The sequence below is a fragment of the Idiomarina sp. H2 genome, from assembly GCF_004364275.1.
GTDB classification, from domain to species: domain Bacteria; phylum Pseudomonadota; class Gammaproteobacteria; order Enterobacterales; family Alteromonadaceae; genus Idiomarina; species Idiomarina loihiensis.
In genome coordinates, this window is sequence record NZ_SNZY01000001.1 from 416,458 (window position 1) to 433,134 (window position 16,677).

Genomic DNA, 16,677 nt, shown 5'->3' on the forward strand with positions numbered 1-16,677 from the left:
ACGTGGTAATATTAGGGCACATTATCGAATTACAAGGGCAATTGCTGCGGAGATTTTATGTTGCCGTTAAAACAGTCAGAAGAAGCACTAAAAGACAAGCGTCGTTTACGTTGGGCGTGCCGCCGGGGCATGCTGGAGCTGGATGTATTATTTGAACCTTTTGTTGATCAGGCTTACGACGAACTAAGTGAAGAACAAAAAGCGGTATTTCGCCGTTTAATTACCTGCGATGACCCGGATCTTTTTGCCTGGTTTATGGGTCACCAAAAGTGTGAAGACGAAGAACTTGCTGAAATGATTCGGTTTATGTTGTCACGCGTTAAGGTATAGACCCGCGCGGTGAACCCTGACAGTTATTTTCGTTTACAGCGACCTATGCGCGTGTTGTCTGTGTCAGCGTGCGGACGTTACTGGTGGTGGCTGGGTGAACGTTGTCAATTATTCAGCAAGGCACTGGTCGTAGGCGGTATGTTGGTTTTACTGCCGCTTGCCTATAAAACAGAAAAAGGTCAGGAAAAGCGGCACTGGCTCCGGGTTTGGTGGTTTCAGTTGTCAAAGGCGCAGCAGATAAAACTGCGGCGCCAGTTACAACAGTTGTCAGAGCCTTAACTTTTCGGTGTCAGCACCGTAGGCTGAGGATCCGGCAATGTGTCAGGGTAGTCGAGAGTATAATGTAAGCCGCGACTTTCTTTACGACTAATAGCGCTTCGCACAATAAGCTCTGATACCTGCACTAAGTTACGTAACTCCAGTAAATTGTTACTCACGCGGAAGTTCGAGTAATACTCGTGAATTTCGCGCTGTAGCAACTGAATTCGGTGAAGGGCCCGTTCCAGACGCTTGGTGGTACGCACAATGCCAACGTAGTCCCACATGAACAGTCGTAGCTCATGCCAGTTATGTTGAATTATAACTTCCTCGTCGGAATTACCTACCTGACTTTCATCCCAACCGGGAATATGATTTAAGGCCTTCTGATGAGGGCGTTTAGATAAAATATCTTTAGCCGCCGCACGGGCGAAAACCAGACATTCCAGCAGCGAGTTGCTAGCCATGCGATTGGCTCCGTGCAGACCTGTGCAGGCAACCTCACCAACAGCATACAAGTTGGGTAAATCGGTCGCTGCGTTCATATCGGTTTTAACACCGCCACAGGTGTAATGGGCCGCAGGAACAACCGGCATCGGCTGTTTGCTGATATCAATACCCAGCGACAAGCATTTTTCCATAATGGTAGGGAAGTGATGCTGAATAAAGTCTTTCGGTTTATGAGAAATATCCAGATACATGCAGTCAGCACCCAGACGCTTCATTTCAAAGTCGATAGCGCGGGCAACCACGTCGCGCGGAGCCAATTCAGCAGACTCATGAAAGTCCGGCATAAAACGAGTTCCGTCGGGCCGTTTCAGCAAAGCGCCTTCGCCACGCAAGGCTTCGCTTAATAGAAAACTCTGCGCGTTGGGGTGAAATAAACAGGTTGGATGGAACTGATTAAATTCCATATTGGCCACACTGCAGCCTGCGCGCCAGGCCATGGCAATACCGTCGCCGCTGGCAATATCCGGGTTACTGGTATACTGATATACCTTACTTGCACCGCCCGTAGCCAATACCACACAGCCTGCCGCAACGGTTTCCACTTGTTCTTTCTGACGGCTCCAGACATAAGCTCCATAGCAACCGTCAGGTTTACCGATACGAGAACCCGTGATCAAATCGACCGCGTTGTATCGTTCCAGCACCTGAATATTTGGATGCTCCATTGCTTTTTTCTGCAATGTTGTCTGTACCGCTTTGCCGGTGGCATCTGCTGCGTGCAGAATTCGTCGATGACTGTGACCGCCTTCACGGTTCAGGTGGTACGCTGGGTTGCTGTCTTTAGACTCGACTTGATCAAAACCCACGCCGGCATCAATCAGCCATTGCAGACTTGCGCGCGCGTTTTCTGTGGTAAACTTAACGGCTTCGGGATCGCAAAGGCCGGCGCCGGCAATTAAGGTATCCTCGATGTGACTCTCAATACTGTCGTTTTCGTCGAATACTGCGGCAATGCCGCCTTGCGCGTAAAAGGTTGAGCCTTCAGTCAGCGGGCCTTTACTTAGTACCGTAACGTTTAAGTTATCGGCCAACTGTAAAGCGGTAGTTAATCCCGCGGCTCCCGAACCAATAATCAGTACATCGCATTGATAATTTGCAACAGGTTCCATAAAGTACTCAATGTGAATTTTGAACGATTTTACGCATTTGACGATATTTTTGCGAACTTTTTACATGCGGCTCTGTCACAGTCAGTAAGAAACAGGACGGGCCGCCAGTTCCAGCAGTTCCTGGGTTAAGGGAGAACAGGCTCGGATGAGCGAACAGGTGAGTGACCAACAGCTGGTCGAAAGAGTACAACAAGGTGATAACCGAGCTTTTGATCTGCTGGTAAAAAAGTATCAGCATAAAGTCATGAGTTTGATATCGCGTTATGTCAAACAACAGGGCGACGTAGCTGATGTTGCACAGGAAGCGTTTATAAAAGCGTATCGGGCGTTACCGAACTTCCGTGGCGACAGTGCCTTTTATACCTGGCTGTACCGAATTGCGGTGAATACGGCGAAAAACTATTTAGTTTCGCAAGGTAGAAAACCGCCCGCATCTGACATTGATGCAGAAGACGCAGAGTTTTATGAAGGAGCCGGTGCGCTAAGAGACAGCGCCTCTCCGGAAAGGCAAATGCTCTCTGATGAGATTCGAGATGTGGTATTAAAAACAATTGATGAATTGCCGGATGATTTACGTCGGGCAATTACTTTAAGGGAAATTGAAGGTCTCGGTTACGAGGAAATTGCGCTAGAAATGGATTGTCCTATAGGTACTGTCCGCTCTCGCATCTTTCGCGCTCGGGAAGCAATAGATAATCAACTCCGACCGTTGCTGGAACGGTAAACTAACAGAGGGGCATCTATGTCTCGGAATAAATCAGAATCAACATCCGCGCTGTTTGATGAACAACTCATCAATGCCGATGAAATTGAAGCACTGTTGCAAGATGAACAGGCTCAGCAGGAGTGGCACCGTTACAGTGTTATTCGCGCGGCAATAAAAGGTGACTTAAACTCGGATATCAGCCTTGATATTAGCGAGCGTGTTCGTGTTAGCGTAAGCCAGGAGTCCAATGTCGTTAAGCCAGGTTTTGGTCGCTCTAAGAGCCAGAATAAAGCGGCTTCACGTTGGTTCCAGCCTTTCGCCAAAGTTGCCGTTGCAGCAAGTGTGGCCGTGGTTGCGGTGATGACAGTGCAAACTTATCAGCAACCCGCGACACCCGATGGTAGCAGCGCAGAACCTACTCTGCTGACCAGCCCCATTGGTGGTGGCCGTGAGCCGGTGAGCTTGAATCGTGTTGAGCCAATGTCGCAAATCAGCGATCAGCAAAGACGCCGTCAGGTTCAGTCATACCTGATTGATCATCAACAACAATTGATGTTGCAGCAGAAAACAGAGCAAGCAGAAAAAGATGAGCAGTCAGAGCAGGAGCTCAACAAAGGTAATTAAGGCTATGATAACTCGGTTGTATCGGTCTATTTTATGTGGCGCTGTTTTATTCGCCAGCACCTTCTCGGTAAGCGCACAGCAGACTAACGAACCAGCAGAAAGTGGCGCTGACTGGTTCAACCGTATGGCAGAAGCTTTAACTGAACTGAATTTTGAGGCTTCTTTAGTTCATGTACATGGTGATCAAATTGAGCCTTATCAGTGGCTACAGGGCAACGATCCGGAGACAGGAAGTACCGAACTGTTAATTCAAATGAACGGTCCGGACTTTCGCATCTTAAGAGTGGATAACAAGGTTGCCCACTTTAATACCTCATCCAGTAATTACGCGCTAGAGTCTGATACTATTACCGCTATCTTTCCGGCCGCATTTTCTCAACCCTTTGAGGGTCTTAGCCATAGTTATCAAGTTATGGTGGGTGGTGGTGCACGGGTTTTAGGTCGCAATGCCCAGCATATTCGTATTTTAAGCCGAGATAATCAACGTTACAGCTATGCACTATGGATTGACCGCAAGAACGGTATGCCGCTTAAAATGATCATGATGAATCAGTCCGGCGATGTTGTGGAGCAAATGCAACTAACCAGTTTATCGGTTCGTGATACCGCTCCCGAAATAACCAAAGAAATAAGCAATATTGAAATGCCACCGCTGTTAAAAGACCTCCGTGTGCAAAGTGCGATAAACTACAGTGTTGGGCCGCGGTGGGCACCGCGAGGATTCAAATTATTAAGCCAGCAAAGCCACACTCTCGTTGTTGACGCAACGCCGGTTGATCATTATTTGTTTTCCGATGGCCTCGCCGAATATTCTGTTTATGTGGCTGAGCTAACAGAAGGTATGGAAACCGATCTCGCGCTATCTTCTTCACACACTTTGTTCTCAAAGCGTTATAATAACTTTCTTGTGACAGTGGTGGGTCAGGTACCTTTAACCATGGCTCAACGCATAGCGGCGGAAGTTAAATAATGAAAGAAGTAGCAGAAGTAACCGCGGTTGATGGCAACCGCGTAACCGTTACCACCCAGTTAAAAACGGCCTGTTCGGGTTGCGCGCAGGTATCTAACTGTGGCGCTGGCATTTTAAGTAAAGTTTTTGCCGACCGAAATGCGCAGTTTACTGTGGTTACCGAACAAACGTTTAGTCCCGGCGACCAGGTGCAACTAGAAGTACCGGAAACCGCAGTAACACGTTTTGCTCTACTACTCTACGGTTTACCTATACTGACACTGTTGCTATTAGCTGTGCTACTGGAAAACACAGGCACGTTACCCGAAGGTTTTGTTATTTTATTGTCCTTTGCTGGCTTTGCTTTTACCTTCTGGGGACTAAAACGCTGGTTCCGTAAACGTGACATTCAAGTCAATGCAATGGTCAAACTGGAAACCGTCGCGGCTGAAGTTCAGCACTGAAACCCCTGAACTGTCATAAAGTCCTTTGTTCTTGCCGCTAACATGAGTATGATCGGGACTAATTTTTTAAGTTCCAGAATTCAGTTTTACAGAGGTATCATCAATGCCGAATAGGGCGTTCAAGCAAAGTAATATTCGTAACTTCTCGATCATCGCTCACATTGACCACGGTAAATCCACCTTGTCCGACCGCTTGATCCAGCATTGCGGTGGACTGACTGACCGTGAAATGGCTGAGCAAGTACTCGATTCCATGGATTTGGAGCGTGAGCGGGGTATTACGATTAAAGCGCAGAGCGTAACCCTTTATTACACGGCTAAAGATGGTGAAACCTATCAGTTAAACTTCATCGATACGCCAGGGCATGTTGACTTCTCTTATGAAGTCTCGCGTTCGTTGGCGGGTTGTGAAGGCGCACTGCTGGTTGTTGATGCAGCTCAGGGTGTTGAAGCGCAGACTTTGGCAAACTGTTATACCGCTATTGAAATGGACCTGGAAGTTGTTCCGGTATTGAACAAAATTGACTTGCCGCAGGCCGATGCTATGGGCGTTGCACAGGAAATAGAGGACATTGTCGGCATTGAAGCTGTGGATGCGGTTCAGTGTTCGGCTAAAACTGGTTTAGGTATTGGCGACGTGCTTGAGCGCATTGTCCGGCAAATACCGCCGCCTAAGGGCGAACCAGAAGAGCCATTACAGGCACTGATTATTGACTCCTGGTTTGATAATTATCAGGGGGTTGTTTCTTTGGTTCGCGTCCGCAACGGAACGTTGCGTGCCGGCGAGAAAATGACAGTAATGTCTACTGGTCAGTCGTATCAAATTGATAAAGTTGGTTATTTTGACCCGAAACCTCACGAAACCGGTATTTTACACACCGGCGAGGTGGGCTATGTTATTTCAGGCATTAAAGACATTTTGGGCGCCCCCGTCGGTGATACTCTAACCAACACGAAGAGCCCGGCAAAAGAACCGGTACCGGGCTTTAAAAAAGTCAAACCTCAGGTTTACGCAGGTATGTTCCCAATCAGCTCAGAGGACTATGAGTCGTTCCGGGATGCTTTGGGGAAATTGTCGTTAAATGACGCGTCGCTTTTTTATGAGCCGGAGAACTCTGCGGCACTTGGCTTTGGCTTCCGTTGTGGTTTCCTTGGCATGCTGCACATGGAAATTATTCAGGAACGCTTAGAGCGTGAGTACGACATAGACTTGATTACCACGGCACCAACGGTTGTTTACGAAGTTGAAAAGACCGATGGCAGCATAGTCAAAGTGGATAACCCGGTGAACTTGCCAGCGGTTAACGATATTGAAACCATTTACGAACCTATTGTGGAAGCCAACATTTTGGTTCCGCAAGAGTTTCTGGGTAATGTGATTACCTTATGTGTTGATAAACGCGGCGTACAAACGGCTATGGCTTATCATGGTAAACAAGTTGCGGTAACTTACGAGCTGCCCATGGCAGAAGTGGTTATGGATTTCTTCGACCGGTTAAAATCGACCAGTCGTGGTTATGCTTCACTGGATTATCAGTTCAAGAAATTTGAACCTGCGGACATGGTTCGTGTCGATATACTGATTAACGGCGACCGGGTAGATGCGCTGGCAATGATCACTCACCGTGATCACGCTGAAGGGCGCGGCCGCATGTTAGTTGATAAAATGCGTGAGTTAATTCCACGACAAATGTTTGATATTGCCATTCAGGCGACCATTGGCAACCATGTTATTGCGCGCTCGACGGTCAAGCAGTTGCGTAAAAACGTAACAGCGAAGTGTTATGGCGGCGACATTAGTCGTAAGAAGAAGCTTTTACAAAAACAAAAAGAGGGTAAAAAGCGCATGAAGAACCTGGGTAACGTAGAAGTACCTCAGGAAGCCTTTCTTGCGGTTTTAAAAGTAGGCAAATAGGAAATGGCCAATTATTTTTCAATTATTTTAACCGTTATTACCGTTCTGTCCGGGTTGTTATGGCTTTACGATGCGCGAGTACTGAAGCCAAAGCGTAAAGCGGTTATTGCTGAGGTTGAGACCAAAACAACCAAGGCTTTAACCGAACAGCAAATTGACACACTGGCACCTCAGCCTAAACTTATGGAGCTGAGCGAGTCTATTTTTCCAGTGATTGCTTTAGTACTGGTGGTTCGTACATTGTTATACGAGCCATTTCAGATACCGTCAGGCTCAATGATGCCAACCTTACTAAAGGGCGACTTTATTCTGGTAGAAAAGTTTTCCTACGGTATTAAAGATCCGCTTTTTCAAAAGACGTTGGTGGATACCTCGTTGCCTGAACGCGGCGATATCGCCGTATTTAAATATCCGGAAGAACCGAGCATAGATTACATAAAACGCGTTATTGGCTTGCCTGGCGACCGTATTATTTACCGAAACAAGTCACTTTATATTCAGCCTGCGTGTGCCGTTGGCGAGAAAGACTGTGAAGAAATGAAGGTGGTATCCACCTCATTAAAAGCAGATGGTGAGTATTTCTCTGGTTCGTCGCCATTGCGTACCTATGAAGAACAGTTAGGCGATGTAAGCCACGAAATTCTTATCGACCCACGTGTTGCGCCACGGACTATGTCGTATTTTAATCAGCCGGGCACACAGAAAGACGAGTGGGTGGTGCCGGAAGGCCAGTATTTTGCTATGGGTGATAACCGCGATAATTCTCGTGACAGCCGCTATTGGGGCTTTGTTGACGAAGAGCTGCTGGTTGGCAGAGCGGTATTCATCTGGATGAGTTTTGAAATGGATCGCAGTAGCGATAGTTGGTTGCCGTCGTGGGTTCCTACGGGAGTTCGATTTGAAAGGCTAGGGAGTATTGAGTGAGTTTGCCCAAACCACCTTTAACGGAACTGGAAAAAATTGTTGGTCATAGCTTTGAAAAGCAGGATTTATTGCGTCAGGCAATGACCCACCGCAGTGCTTCATCAACGCACAATGAACGCCTGGAGTTTCTGGGCGATTCTATTTTAGGTCTGGTGATAGCTGAAGCTTTGTATCAAAAGTTTCCCAAAGTAGCTGAGGGTGATTTAAGCCGCATGCGCGCCGCCATCGTTTGCGGGCGTTCTTTGGCAAAGCTTGGTAAAAAAATGGGACTGGGCGATTTTTTGTCGTTGGGTCAGGGCGAATTAAAAAGTGGCGGTTATCGTCGCGAGTCCATTCTTGCCGATGCAGTAGAAGCCATTATTGGTGCCATTTACCTCGACAGTGACATGGATACCATTCGGCAGGTCATTCTTAATTGGTTTGAACCCCAGTTAACCTTGATTGAACCTGGTACCAGCCAGAAAGATCCGAAAACACGCTTGCAGGAGTTATTGCAGGCGCGTCAGAAGCCTTTACCTGAGTACGACGTGGTCGCTACGCAAGGGCAGGCGCATAATCAACAATTTACCGTAAACTGTTCTATAGAAGGTATCGAAAGCCCTTTTAAAGGCACAGGTACCAGCCGCCGTAAAGCCGAACAGGCTGCAGCAACGGCCGCATTAGAACATTTGCAGGAGAGCGCATGACGCTGGATATAGAACTGGACGAGAATAAACACAGCGGCTTTGTCGCTATTGTTGGTCGTCCGAATGTGGGTAAATCCACATTGATTAATTATTTGCTGGGTCAGAAAATCAGCATTACCTCAAATAAACCTCAGACCACCCGTCATCGTATTTTAGGTGTGGACACCGACGAGGGTTGTCAGGCTATTTATGTCGACACGCCGGGTATGCATAAAGAAGAACCCCGGGCCATAAACCGGGTGATGAATCAGACCGCTTCTTCCGCGTTAAAAGACGTGGACTTAGTGCTGTTTGTGGTCGAAAACTTAAAGTGGCTAGAAGACGACAAAATGGTGCTGGAAAAAATTCAGCGCAGTAAAACGCCGGTGGTTCTGTTGGTTAATAAAGTCGACCAGCTGAAAGACAAAGAGCGTTTGTTACCGCATTTGCAGTGGCTGAATGAGCAGCATAAGTTTGACGCCATTCTGCCTATATCAGCAACTCATGGTGACAATATTGATGAGCTGCGAAAAATTGTTCGCTCGCATTTGCAGCCGGGCTACCACTATTACCCCGAAGACTATGTAACCGACCGTTCTGTACGTTTTATGGCGGCAGAAATTGTGCGTGAAAAGCTAATGCGCTTTACCGGTGATGAACTGCCTTATGAAACGACCGTGGAAATTGAACAGTTTGGTCAGTCTGAAAAGGGCACCACTCACATTCATGCCTTAATACTGGTTGAACGCGAAGCGCAGAAACGCATGATCATCGGTCAGGGCGGAAGCAAGCTGAAAACTATAGGTACCGAAGCCCGGCGCGATTTAGAAAAACTGCTGGACAACAAAGTCATGATGAAGCTTTGGGTTAAGGTGAAATCCGGTTGGTCGGACGACGAACGGGCACTGAAAAGTCTGGGCTACCGGGAAGATTAACCGGTGGCGCAGCGGGCACTGGTGTTGCATCGTTGGGACTATCAGGAAACCAGTCTCATTCTGGATCTGTTCACTGAAGATAAAGGACGGGTTCGGGTGGTTGCCAAAGGGGCTAAACGCCCGAAAAGCCCCTGGCGTGGTTTAGCCCAACCTTTTATGCCGCTGCTGGCCGAATTCCAGGGCCGAAGCGACTTAAAAACCTTAACCTTGCTGGAGCCGCAACAGACAACTCAGAAGCTGCTGTTGCAGGGCGATAAACTCTACAGTGGCTTTTACCTCAACGAATTAATTCAACGGCTGGTGCCGGCAGAAGCTGAAGCCCCCGAGCTTTTTGAAAGCTATTTGTCAGCCTTGCAAAACATGACCAACAGCGAGCGTGTAGAGCCAGTTTTGCGTCAGTTTGAGTGGCAGTTATTACAGCATCTGGGAGCGGCGTTTGACTGGCATTATGACGCCGACAGCGGTAATGTGCTGTCCGACTCGAAGTGGTGCTATTTTATTCCCGATCATGGCTTTGTGACCCAAGCCAGAGACAATCAACAACGAGCATACTCGGTGGCGGATATTCAAAAACTGGCCGCGTGGGATGTTGACGACGAAAATCGCTTAAGACTGCTAAAATATATTATGCGTGACGCCTTAGCGGTTTACTTAGGTGATAAACCGCTGCGCAGTCGTGAATTGTTCCGGGGCATTAAGCGTCAGTGAATTACGAAGAACTAGCCAAAGCGAAAGGAGCTGAATAATGAAAGGTTTACGCCTGGGCGTTAACATTGACCATGTGGCCACGTTGCGTAACGCACGTGGAGTTCGTTATCCCGACCCGGTAGCTGCGGCAGCTATTGCCGAACAAGCTGGTGCCGACGGCATTACCATTCATTTGCGTGAAGACCGTCGCCACATTACTGACCGCGACGTTGCCATGCTGAAGCAGACACTGAACGTTCCCATGAATCTGGAAATGGCCGTTACCGAGGAAATGATCGATATAGTGATAAAAACGCAGCCTACCTACAGTTGTCTGGTACCGGAGAAACGCCAGGAACTGACTACGGAAGGTGGCCTGAATGTTGCTGGTCAGTTAGAAACCATCACCCATGCGACTCGTCGCTTAAGCGATGCAGGTATCCAGGTTTCTTTATTTATTGATGCTGACCATGAGCAAATAGACGCGGCTAAAAAAGCCGGCGCACCGATTGTGGAGTTGCACACTGGACAATACGCTGAGGCTGAAACTGAAGAGCAGCGTACCGTTGAACTGGCACGCTTAATGGAAGCGTCAGAATACGCGCATTCTATTGGTTTGCAGGTGAATGTGGGACACGGTCTGCACTATCACAACACATTAGAAGTGGCAGAAATTCCACAAGTTTGTGAACTGAACATTGGTCATTCGATTATAGCCCGTGCGGTATTGGTTGGCTTGGATCAGGCTGTGCGCGATATGCGCAATATTTTAGATAAGGCACGCTAATGGCAATTTGGGGCTTAGGTACTGACATTGTTGAAGTAGCCCGTATAGAACAGTCTTTAGCTCGTGGCAACAGTTTAGTGAAACGCGTATTAACGCCAAAAGAGCAGGAAGAAATGACAGCCTCGGTGGATGAAGCGGCTTTTCTGGCCAAGCGTTTTGCCGCTAAAGAAGCCTGTTCTAAAGCCTTCGGCCGTGGCATTTCCGCGGGGTTGTCTTTTCAGCACATGCAGGTAGTGCATGATGAATACGGTAAACCCGAATGGCATTTCACCGAAACCGCGGCACAATGGGTAAAAGAGCAGGGCATCAGGGGTAGTCATTTATCCATTAGTGATGAAAAGCACTACGCGGTAGCAACGGTTATTTTAGAAACAGACTAGAAATAAATCAGGTAAAGCAAAACCAACATGGCGCAATTTTTTAAGCCGCAGAAGCGCAATAAGTCCGTAAGTAAAACCCTAAAAGGTCAGGTGTCAGCACTTGACCATCAGGCGCGTGCGGTTGTACGTGCAGCTGTAAAAGGTCAGTCCACCCGTTTTATCATGGGCGCCTTGCCGGGCGAAGTTATAGAGTACAAAACTGCCGGCAAACACAGTGGTCATTTAGAGCGCATTCTGGAACCCAGTAGCGACCGTCGCGAAGCGCCCTGTGAGTATTATGCTAGCTGTGGAGGTTGCGACTTTCAGCATATAGACGAGCAAAAACAATTGGCTCATAAACGGCAAGTGGTGGAAGAGCTGTTTCAGAAGTTCGGCGTATTTAATCCCCAAACCAGCAGTTTGCCGTGGCAGGAACCTCTTGTCAGCGAACCGATGCGTTACCGTCGCAGAGTGAGGCTGGCAACGCGCTGGTTGGGCAAAGAGCAAAAGCTGCTGATTGGCTTCAGAGAAGCACAAAGCCACCATATTGTCGCCATACAGGACTGCCTGGTAGCCGATGAAGTTCTGCTGCAATGCGTAAATACCCTATACCCGTTATTAAATACATCGACTGTTGCCAGCAAGCTGGGCCATATTGAAGCAATAAACACCAACACGCCCATTATTTTGCTGCGTATCACGGAAGCGCTGCCGGGTGATGCTATGCAGGCGTTGCAGGAGTGGCAAACGGTCAATAAAACCAATATTTGGTTACAGAGCGAGAATGATCTGCAGCCTTTAGCCGGTGCTGCAATGCCTTTTGATACTAGCATCGACGGCGACAAGCTGTATTTTCAGCCGGGTGACTTCCTACAAGTTAACGGCGTTATTAACCAGCGCATGGTGCAACAGGCTATGGACTGGCTGAAGCCAGAAAAAACACAGCGCGTGTATGACTTTTTCGCCGGTATTGGTAACTTCAGTCTGCCGTTGGCGCGCCGGGCAAAGTCGGTACTGGCGGTAGAAGGTGTTTACCGTATGGCCGAGCAGACGCGGATTAACGCCGAAATCAACGGTATGGATAACCTGAGTTCACTTAGCGCTGACTTAAACGAAATAACTGCTTCAGACTTAGGCGAACCCGCCGATTTGTGGTGTTTAGATCCTGCCAGACCGGGAGCTGAAGGTGTGGTGAAGTTGCTGCATAAGCTGAAGCCCGAACACAGACCACAACGCATTTTGTATGTTTCCTGCGCACCGGATACTTTGGCGCGGGATATTGCCGGCATGCTAACCGAAAGCAAGGGCTGTAATTACCGCATAATTGGCCTGAGTACAGTTGACATGTTTCCGCAAACGCATCACATTGAAACTATGGTTTGTCTGGAGAGAGCGTCGTAAATCATGGTCCATGTACGCAGTACCCACGTGGATGACCCCAAATACAAAGACAGTGAACAGCACTGGCTGAACGCTGTGAGTGATCCTGAGCCGTTAGAAAGTACTTTTCAGCAACTGAAGCAGCAGTTTCCTGAGGAAGCTGAAGCTTTGCTGAAAGGCCAGGAAATGGTCGAAATACTGGCACCACTAAAGCTGGATGCAGAATCCTTGCTGGCGGCGTTGTACGTGCCATTGCTGGAAGCAGGCAAGCTCGATTTAGACAAACTCACCGGTAAACAGTCGAAAACCCTGATTGTGCTGCTGCGTAACGTACAGCAAATGCAAAGTATAGGTGACTTACAACACTTCCAACACGGTCAGCCAGACGGCAGCCAGATAGACAATGTGAGACGCATGTTACTGTCTATGGTGGAAGATGTGCGCGCGGTGCTGATAAAGCTAGCCGAACGCATTTGCTACCTGCGCGAAGTGAAGAAAGCCGACGAAGAAACCCGGGTACTGGCCGCTAAAGAGTGCGCTGAAATATACGCGCCGCTGGCTAACCGGTTAGGCATAGGGCAGCTGAAGTGGGAACTGGAGGACATTTCTTTCCGTTACCTGCATCCTAAAACCTACAAAACCATTGCTCAGCGTTTGGATGAGCGCCGTACCGACCGGGAACTCTACATAGATAACTTTGTGTCAGGTTTGCAGGAGTCACTGAAGCAGCAGGGTATTGATGCCGATGTCTATGGTCGCCCCAAACATATTTATTCTATTTGGCGCAAAATGCAGAAAAAGCATCTGCAGTTTGACCAGCTGTTCGACATTCGCGCCGTACGTATTCTGACGCATAACCTGAAAGACTGTTACGCCGCACTAGGCGTTGTGCATTCCAGTTGGCGCCATATTGCGTCCGAGTTTGACGACTACGTGGCAACGCCTAAACCGAACGGCTACCAGTCCATACATACCGTGGTTATTGGTCCTGAACACAAGAACGTTGAAATTCAGATACGCTCGCACGACATGCACGACGACGCCGAGTTGGGCGTGGCCGCTCACTGGATGTACAAAGAGGGCGCAGCCGCCGGTAAACGCCACGGTTTTGAAGACAAAATAGCCTGGCTGCGTAAGCTACTGGCCTGGCACGAAGACATGGCCGGCAGCGAAACGCTGGTAGATGAAATTCGCTCGCAGGTGTTTGAAGACCGTGTGTACGTGTTTACCCCGAAGGGTGAGGTGGTCGATTTGCCCATGGGCTCAACCCCGCTCGATTTTGCTTACTACATTCACAGTCAGGTAGGGCATAAGTGCATTGGCGCTAAAATCGACAGCCGCATTGTGCCTTTTACTTACCAGTTGCAAAACGGTGACCGGGTTGAAATTCTGACTCAGAAAAACGCCCAACCACGGCGCGACTGGTTAAATCCGCAACTGGGTTACCTGCATTCGTCACGGGCACGAGCCAAGGTTCACACCTACTTCAAAAAAGAAGACCGGGAAAAGAACCTGCAGGCCGGTAAAGAGTTACTGGAAAACGAACTGCAGAAGTATCAACTGCATGTGCAGGATGCCAACAAAGCGGTCGAGCGCTTTAACGTGCCGACGTTGGACGATTTGTTAGCCGCTATTGGGGCTGGCGACGTTCGCTTGCACCAGGTGGTGAACTTCCTGAAACCGCAGGAAACCGAAGCCGACAAAGTAGAGCGCTTAACTAAACGTCGTAAAGCCAAGCAGTCACCAAAAACGCCGAAGTCGGACGTAACGGTAGAAGGCATCGGTAACCTGATGATGCACTTTGCTAACTGCTGCGAACCGCTGCCGGGTGAGCCCATTACTGGGTTTATTACTCAGGGGCGTGGCGTATCCGTACACCACAGCGACTGCGATCAATTGAAGCATTTATTGCATCAGCACCCCGAGCGCGGTATTGAAGTGTCCTGGTCGGGGCATTCCAAACAGGAATACCGGGCAAGCCTGCGTGTGTCGGCTTTAGATCGTAACGGTTTGTTACATGACATTACCAGCGTGCTGTCGAATGAAAAGGCGGCAGTGGCTCAAATGGACAGCGAGAGCGATGCGAAGTCACAGTCGGCGACAGTGGTGTTAACTCTGACCGTAAAAGATAGCGACGCGCTCAGCCGTATTACAGACAGACTGCGCCAGGTTCATGGTGTTGAGCAGGTTCAGCGTATTACTTTAAAGCTTTAGTTGAAACAATAGAGGTACCTCAGTGAAAGGAATGCAACAACTGCAACAGGTTATGATTCAGCTACGCAACCCAGAAAGTGGCTGCCCCTGGGATTTAAAGCAGAACATGACCTCGCTCATTCCTTACACCATAGAGGAAACCTACGAAGTGGTAGATGCCATTCAGTCGGGTAACTGGCAGTCGATAAAAGATGAGCTGGGCGATTTACTGTTTCAGGTGGTGTTTTATGCTCAGTTAGCGCGCGAAGAACAGCAGTTTGAGCTGGACGACATAGCTGCACATACCGCTGAAAAATTGATAAGTCGCCACCCGCATGTGTTCGGCACCGATGCGCAGCGCAATCTGTCTGACGCCGAAATTAAAGCCCAGTGGGAACAGATAAAGCAGCAGGAGCGCACAAAGAAAGACGCCAAAGGCTCTGTGTTTGACGACATACCCAGCCAACTGCCCAGTATTCTAAAAGCCGCCAAACTGCAAAAGCGTGCCGCGTCAGTAGGTTTTGACTGGACCGAAGCCGAGCCCGTTTACGCCAAAGTTGACGAAGAAATTCAGGAAGTAAAAGAAGCCACCGACCAGGACCATATTGAAGAAGAAATTGGCGACTTATTGTTTGCCGTAGTTAATTTAGCCCGCCACAAACAAGTAAACCCCGAAGCCGCGCTGCAACGCGCTAACGACAAATTCAAAAGCCGCTTTCAGCACATAGAGCGAAGCCTGAGCGACCAGGGCAAGCACCCAACCGACTGCAACCTCGACGAACTCGAAGCGCTCTGGCTGCAAGCTAAGAAGGCGTAAGGGTAAATTCTCGAACGGAAATTCGGCTGAACGAGCGGTTTGGGTATTTTTATACTGAGTAAAAAAGTTTTACTACCCAGCCGGATAAATATAAGCCGAGCCCAAAAACTGTGTGTGTTATTAAGCTCTGTAGTCGGGCAGAGGCTGGGTTTTGTGTTTTGGACGCTGCAATGCCTGCTCCCATACCTGGCTGCATAACTAGAAAAGGGGCTAAAACGGTAGCTATTCCGACCAGTAGTGCCGGGGTAATTGTCGGATTGTGAAGCCACGACTCTCCCCAAATAGTAATGAGTAACGCAGCAAAAATCGTGCCTATCAGATAGTGTGTGGTCCATCCTATAATATGCTCCCCGGTTACCTGGCGGGATTTGCAATGGCGTTATGCCTGAATTGACCGTGAGTCATGTGTGCAATCCAGCGCCCAACCATTCCATAGTTTGGAAGAGGGATACCAAGCAGCGATTTACGTGCGATACTCCACAAATCCATAACTGCATGTAGTGGTCAACAAAACCCGGACACCTTTTTAGCTAATTTTTCTGTTTTAGCCGGTGGTAGACCATCATTAAATTGATGCGGTCGCTCCCAGTTGTAATAATTCATTAGGAAGTAACTGACATCTCGTTTTGCTTCAATTGCTGAACGGTAACCGGTTGCCGGCACCCACTCAGACTTTAAACTTCTAAATACTCGCTCCATTGGACTATTGTCCCAACAGTTTCCGCGTCGACTCATGCTTTGAGTTATCTGGTAACGCCATAACCTTTGCCTGAATTTTCGTGCCCCATATTGAGTACCTTGATCACTATGGAACATCACCCCCTCGGGTTTACCGCGCATTTCATAAGCCATATCCAGTGCACGTGCAGCAAGCTCTGCGTCAGGGCGAGGCGACATCGACCAGCCGATAACCCGACGCGCAAACAGGTCAATAACGACGGCGGCATAATGCCAGCCCGAGCCAGTCCAGAGTAGAGTAAGAAGCAGGGCGTAGTCTCACTATCTCCCTGCTTCTCCTCACCGAACCGTACGTGCACCTTTCAGCGCATACGGCTCTCCACTTAA

17 protein-coding genes and 2 pseudogenes are annotated in these 16,677 nt (G+C 48.7%); 16 read left to right on the top strand and 3 right to left on the bottom strand.

Annotated features, from left to right (window positions below; all coding sequences use genetic code 11):
- Window positions 1–57 precede the first annotated feature (57 nt).
- A complete protein-coding gene (locus DET62_RS02085) occupies window positions 58–330 on the top strand; it encodes a succinate dehydrogenase assembly factor 2 (protein WP_011234070.1) in 273 nt (90 codons plus the stop codon).
- A 45-nt stretch (window positions 331–375) separates the two neighbouring features.
- Window positions 376–609 carry a hypothetical protein gene (locus DET62_RS02090; RefSeq protein WP_153849033.1) on the top strand — a complete coding sequence of 78 codons (234 nt, stop codon included), beginning with the start codon at window positions 376–378 and terminating at the stop codon, window positions 607–609.
- Here DET62_RS02090 and nadB read toward each other — a convergent pair.
- Window positions 606–2,207 (bottom strand): L-aspartate oxidase, encoded by a 1,602-nt coding sequence (gene nadB / locus DET62_RS02095; RefSeq protein WP_011234068.1) that lies wholly within the window; start codon window positions 2,205–2,207, stop codon window positions 606–608. The two genes, DET62_RS02090 and nadB, sit on opposite strands and share 4 nt — an antisense overlap.
- Before the next feature lie 145 nt (window positions 2,208–2,352).
- Between nadB and rpoE the strand changes: the two genes are divergently transcribed.
- The 14 genes from rpoE to mazG all read left to right on the top strand — a co-directional run bounded on the left by rpoE (window position 2,353) and on the right by mazG (window position 15,612).
- A complete protein-coding gene (gene rpoE / locus DET62_RS02100; protein WP_011234067.1) occupies window positions 2,353–2,931 on the top strand; it encodes an RNA polymerase sigma factor RpoE in 579 nt (192 codons plus the stop codon).
- An 18-nt stretch (window positions 2,932–2,949) separates the two neighbouring features.
- Entirely contained in the window at window positions 2,950–3,537 is a 588-nt protein-coding gene (locus tag DET62_RS02105; protein ID WP_110012520.1) for a sigma-E factor negative regulatory protein, read from the top strand.
- A gap of 4 nt (window positions 3,538–3,541) precedes the next feature.
- Entirely contained in the window at window positions 3,542–4,507 is a 966-nt protein-coding gene (locus DET62_RS02110) for a MucB/RseB C-terminal domain-containing protein (protein ID WP_110012519.1), read from the top strand.
- Complete coding sequence (locus DET62_RS02115) at window positions 4,507–4,950, top strand: SoxR reducing system RseC family protein (protein ID WP_011234064.1); 444 nt, start codon at window positions 4,507–4,509, stop codon at window positions 4,948–4,950. The genes DET62_RS02110 and DET62_RS02115 overlap by 1 nt, the downstream gene beginning before the upstream one ends.
- Window positions 4,951–5,053: 103 nt before the next feature.
- Complete coding sequence (gene lepA, locus DET62_RS02120; RefSeq protein ID WP_110012518.1) at window positions 5,054–6,865, top strand: translation elongation factor 4; 1,812 nt, start codon at window positions 5,054–5,056, stop codon at window positions 6,863–6,865.
- A gap of 3 nt (window positions 6,866–6,868) precedes the next feature.
- Window positions 6,869–7,789, top strand: coding sequence for a signal peptidase I (gene lepB, locus DET62_RS02125; RefSeq protein ID WP_110012517.1), 921 nt, complete (start codon window positions 6,869–6,871; stop codon window positions 7,787–7,789).
- Window positions 7,786–8,475, top strand: a complete 690-nt coding sequence (gene rnc / locus DET62_RS02130; protein WP_110012516.1) for a ribonuclease III — start codon at window positions 7,786–7,788, stop codon at window positions 8,473–8,475. The genes lepB and rnc overlap by 4 nt, the downstream gene beginning before the upstream one ends.
- Window positions 8,472–9,389, top strand: a complete 918-nt coding sequence (gene era, locus DET62_RS02135) for a GTPase Era (protein WP_110012515.1) — start codon at window positions 8,472–8,474, stop codon at window positions 9,387–9,389. Before rnc ends, era begins: the two co-directional genes overlap by 4 nt.
- 3 nt (window positions 9,390–9,392) lie before the next feature.
- Window positions 9,393–10,097, top strand: coding sequence for a DNA repair protein RecO (gene recO / locus DET62_RS02140; protein ID WP_110012514.1), 705 nt, complete (start codon window positions 9,393–9,395; stop codon window positions 10,095–10,097).
- Window positions 10,098–10,134: 37 nt separating this feature from the next.
- Window positions 10,135–10,863 (top strand): pyridoxine 5'-phosphate synthase, encoded by a 729-nt coding sequence (gene pdxJ / locus DET62_RS02145; RefSeq protein ID WP_110012513.1) that lies wholly within the window; start codon window positions 10,135–10,137, stop codon window positions 10,861–10,863.
- A complete protein-coding gene (acpS, locus tag DET62_RS02150) occupies window positions 10,863–11,243 on the top strand; it encodes a holo-ACP synthase (protein ID WP_110012512.1) in 381 nt (126 codons plus the stop codon). Before pdxJ ends, acpS begins: the two co-directional genes overlap by 1 nt.
- A gap of 27 nt (window positions 11,244–11,270) precedes the next feature.
- Window positions 11,271–12,623 carry a 23S rRNA (uracil(1939)-C(5))-methyltransferase RlmD gene (rlmD, locus tag DET62_RS02155; RefSeq protein ID WP_110012511.1) on the top strand — a complete coding sequence of 451 codons (1,353 nt, stop codon included), beginning with the start codon at window positions 11,271–11,273 and terminating at the stop codon, window positions 12,621–12,623.
- Window positions 12,624–12,626: 3 nt separating this feature from the next.
- The gene (gene relA / locus DET62_RS02160) at window positions 12,627–14,816 is read left to right on the top strand and encodes a GTP diphosphokinase (RefSeq protein ID WP_110012510.1); all 2,190 of its coding nucleotides are present in this window, start codon (window positions 12,627–12,629) and stop codon (window positions 14,814–14,816) included.
- A gap of 22 nt (window positions 14,817–14,838) precedes the next feature.
- Complete coding sequence (gene mazG / locus DET62_RS02165) at window positions 14,839–15,612, top strand: nucleoside triphosphate pyrophosphohydrolase (RefSeq protein WP_110012509.1); 774 nt, start codon at window positions 14,839–14,841, stop codon at window positions 15,610–15,612.
- 49 nt (window positions 15,613–15,661) lie between these two features.
- Here the strand turns inward: mazG and DET62_RS02170 are convergent.
- Window positions 15,662–16,101: pseudogene (locus DET62_RS02170) on the bottom strand (DUF2938 domain-containing protein).
- 15 nt (window positions 16,102–16,116) lie between these two features.
- A pseudogene (locus tag DET62_RS02175) lies at window positions 16,117–16,593 on the bottom strand (IS3 family transposase); the annotation flags it as partial.
- Between the last annotated feature and the right edge of the window lie 84 nt (window positions 16,594–16,677).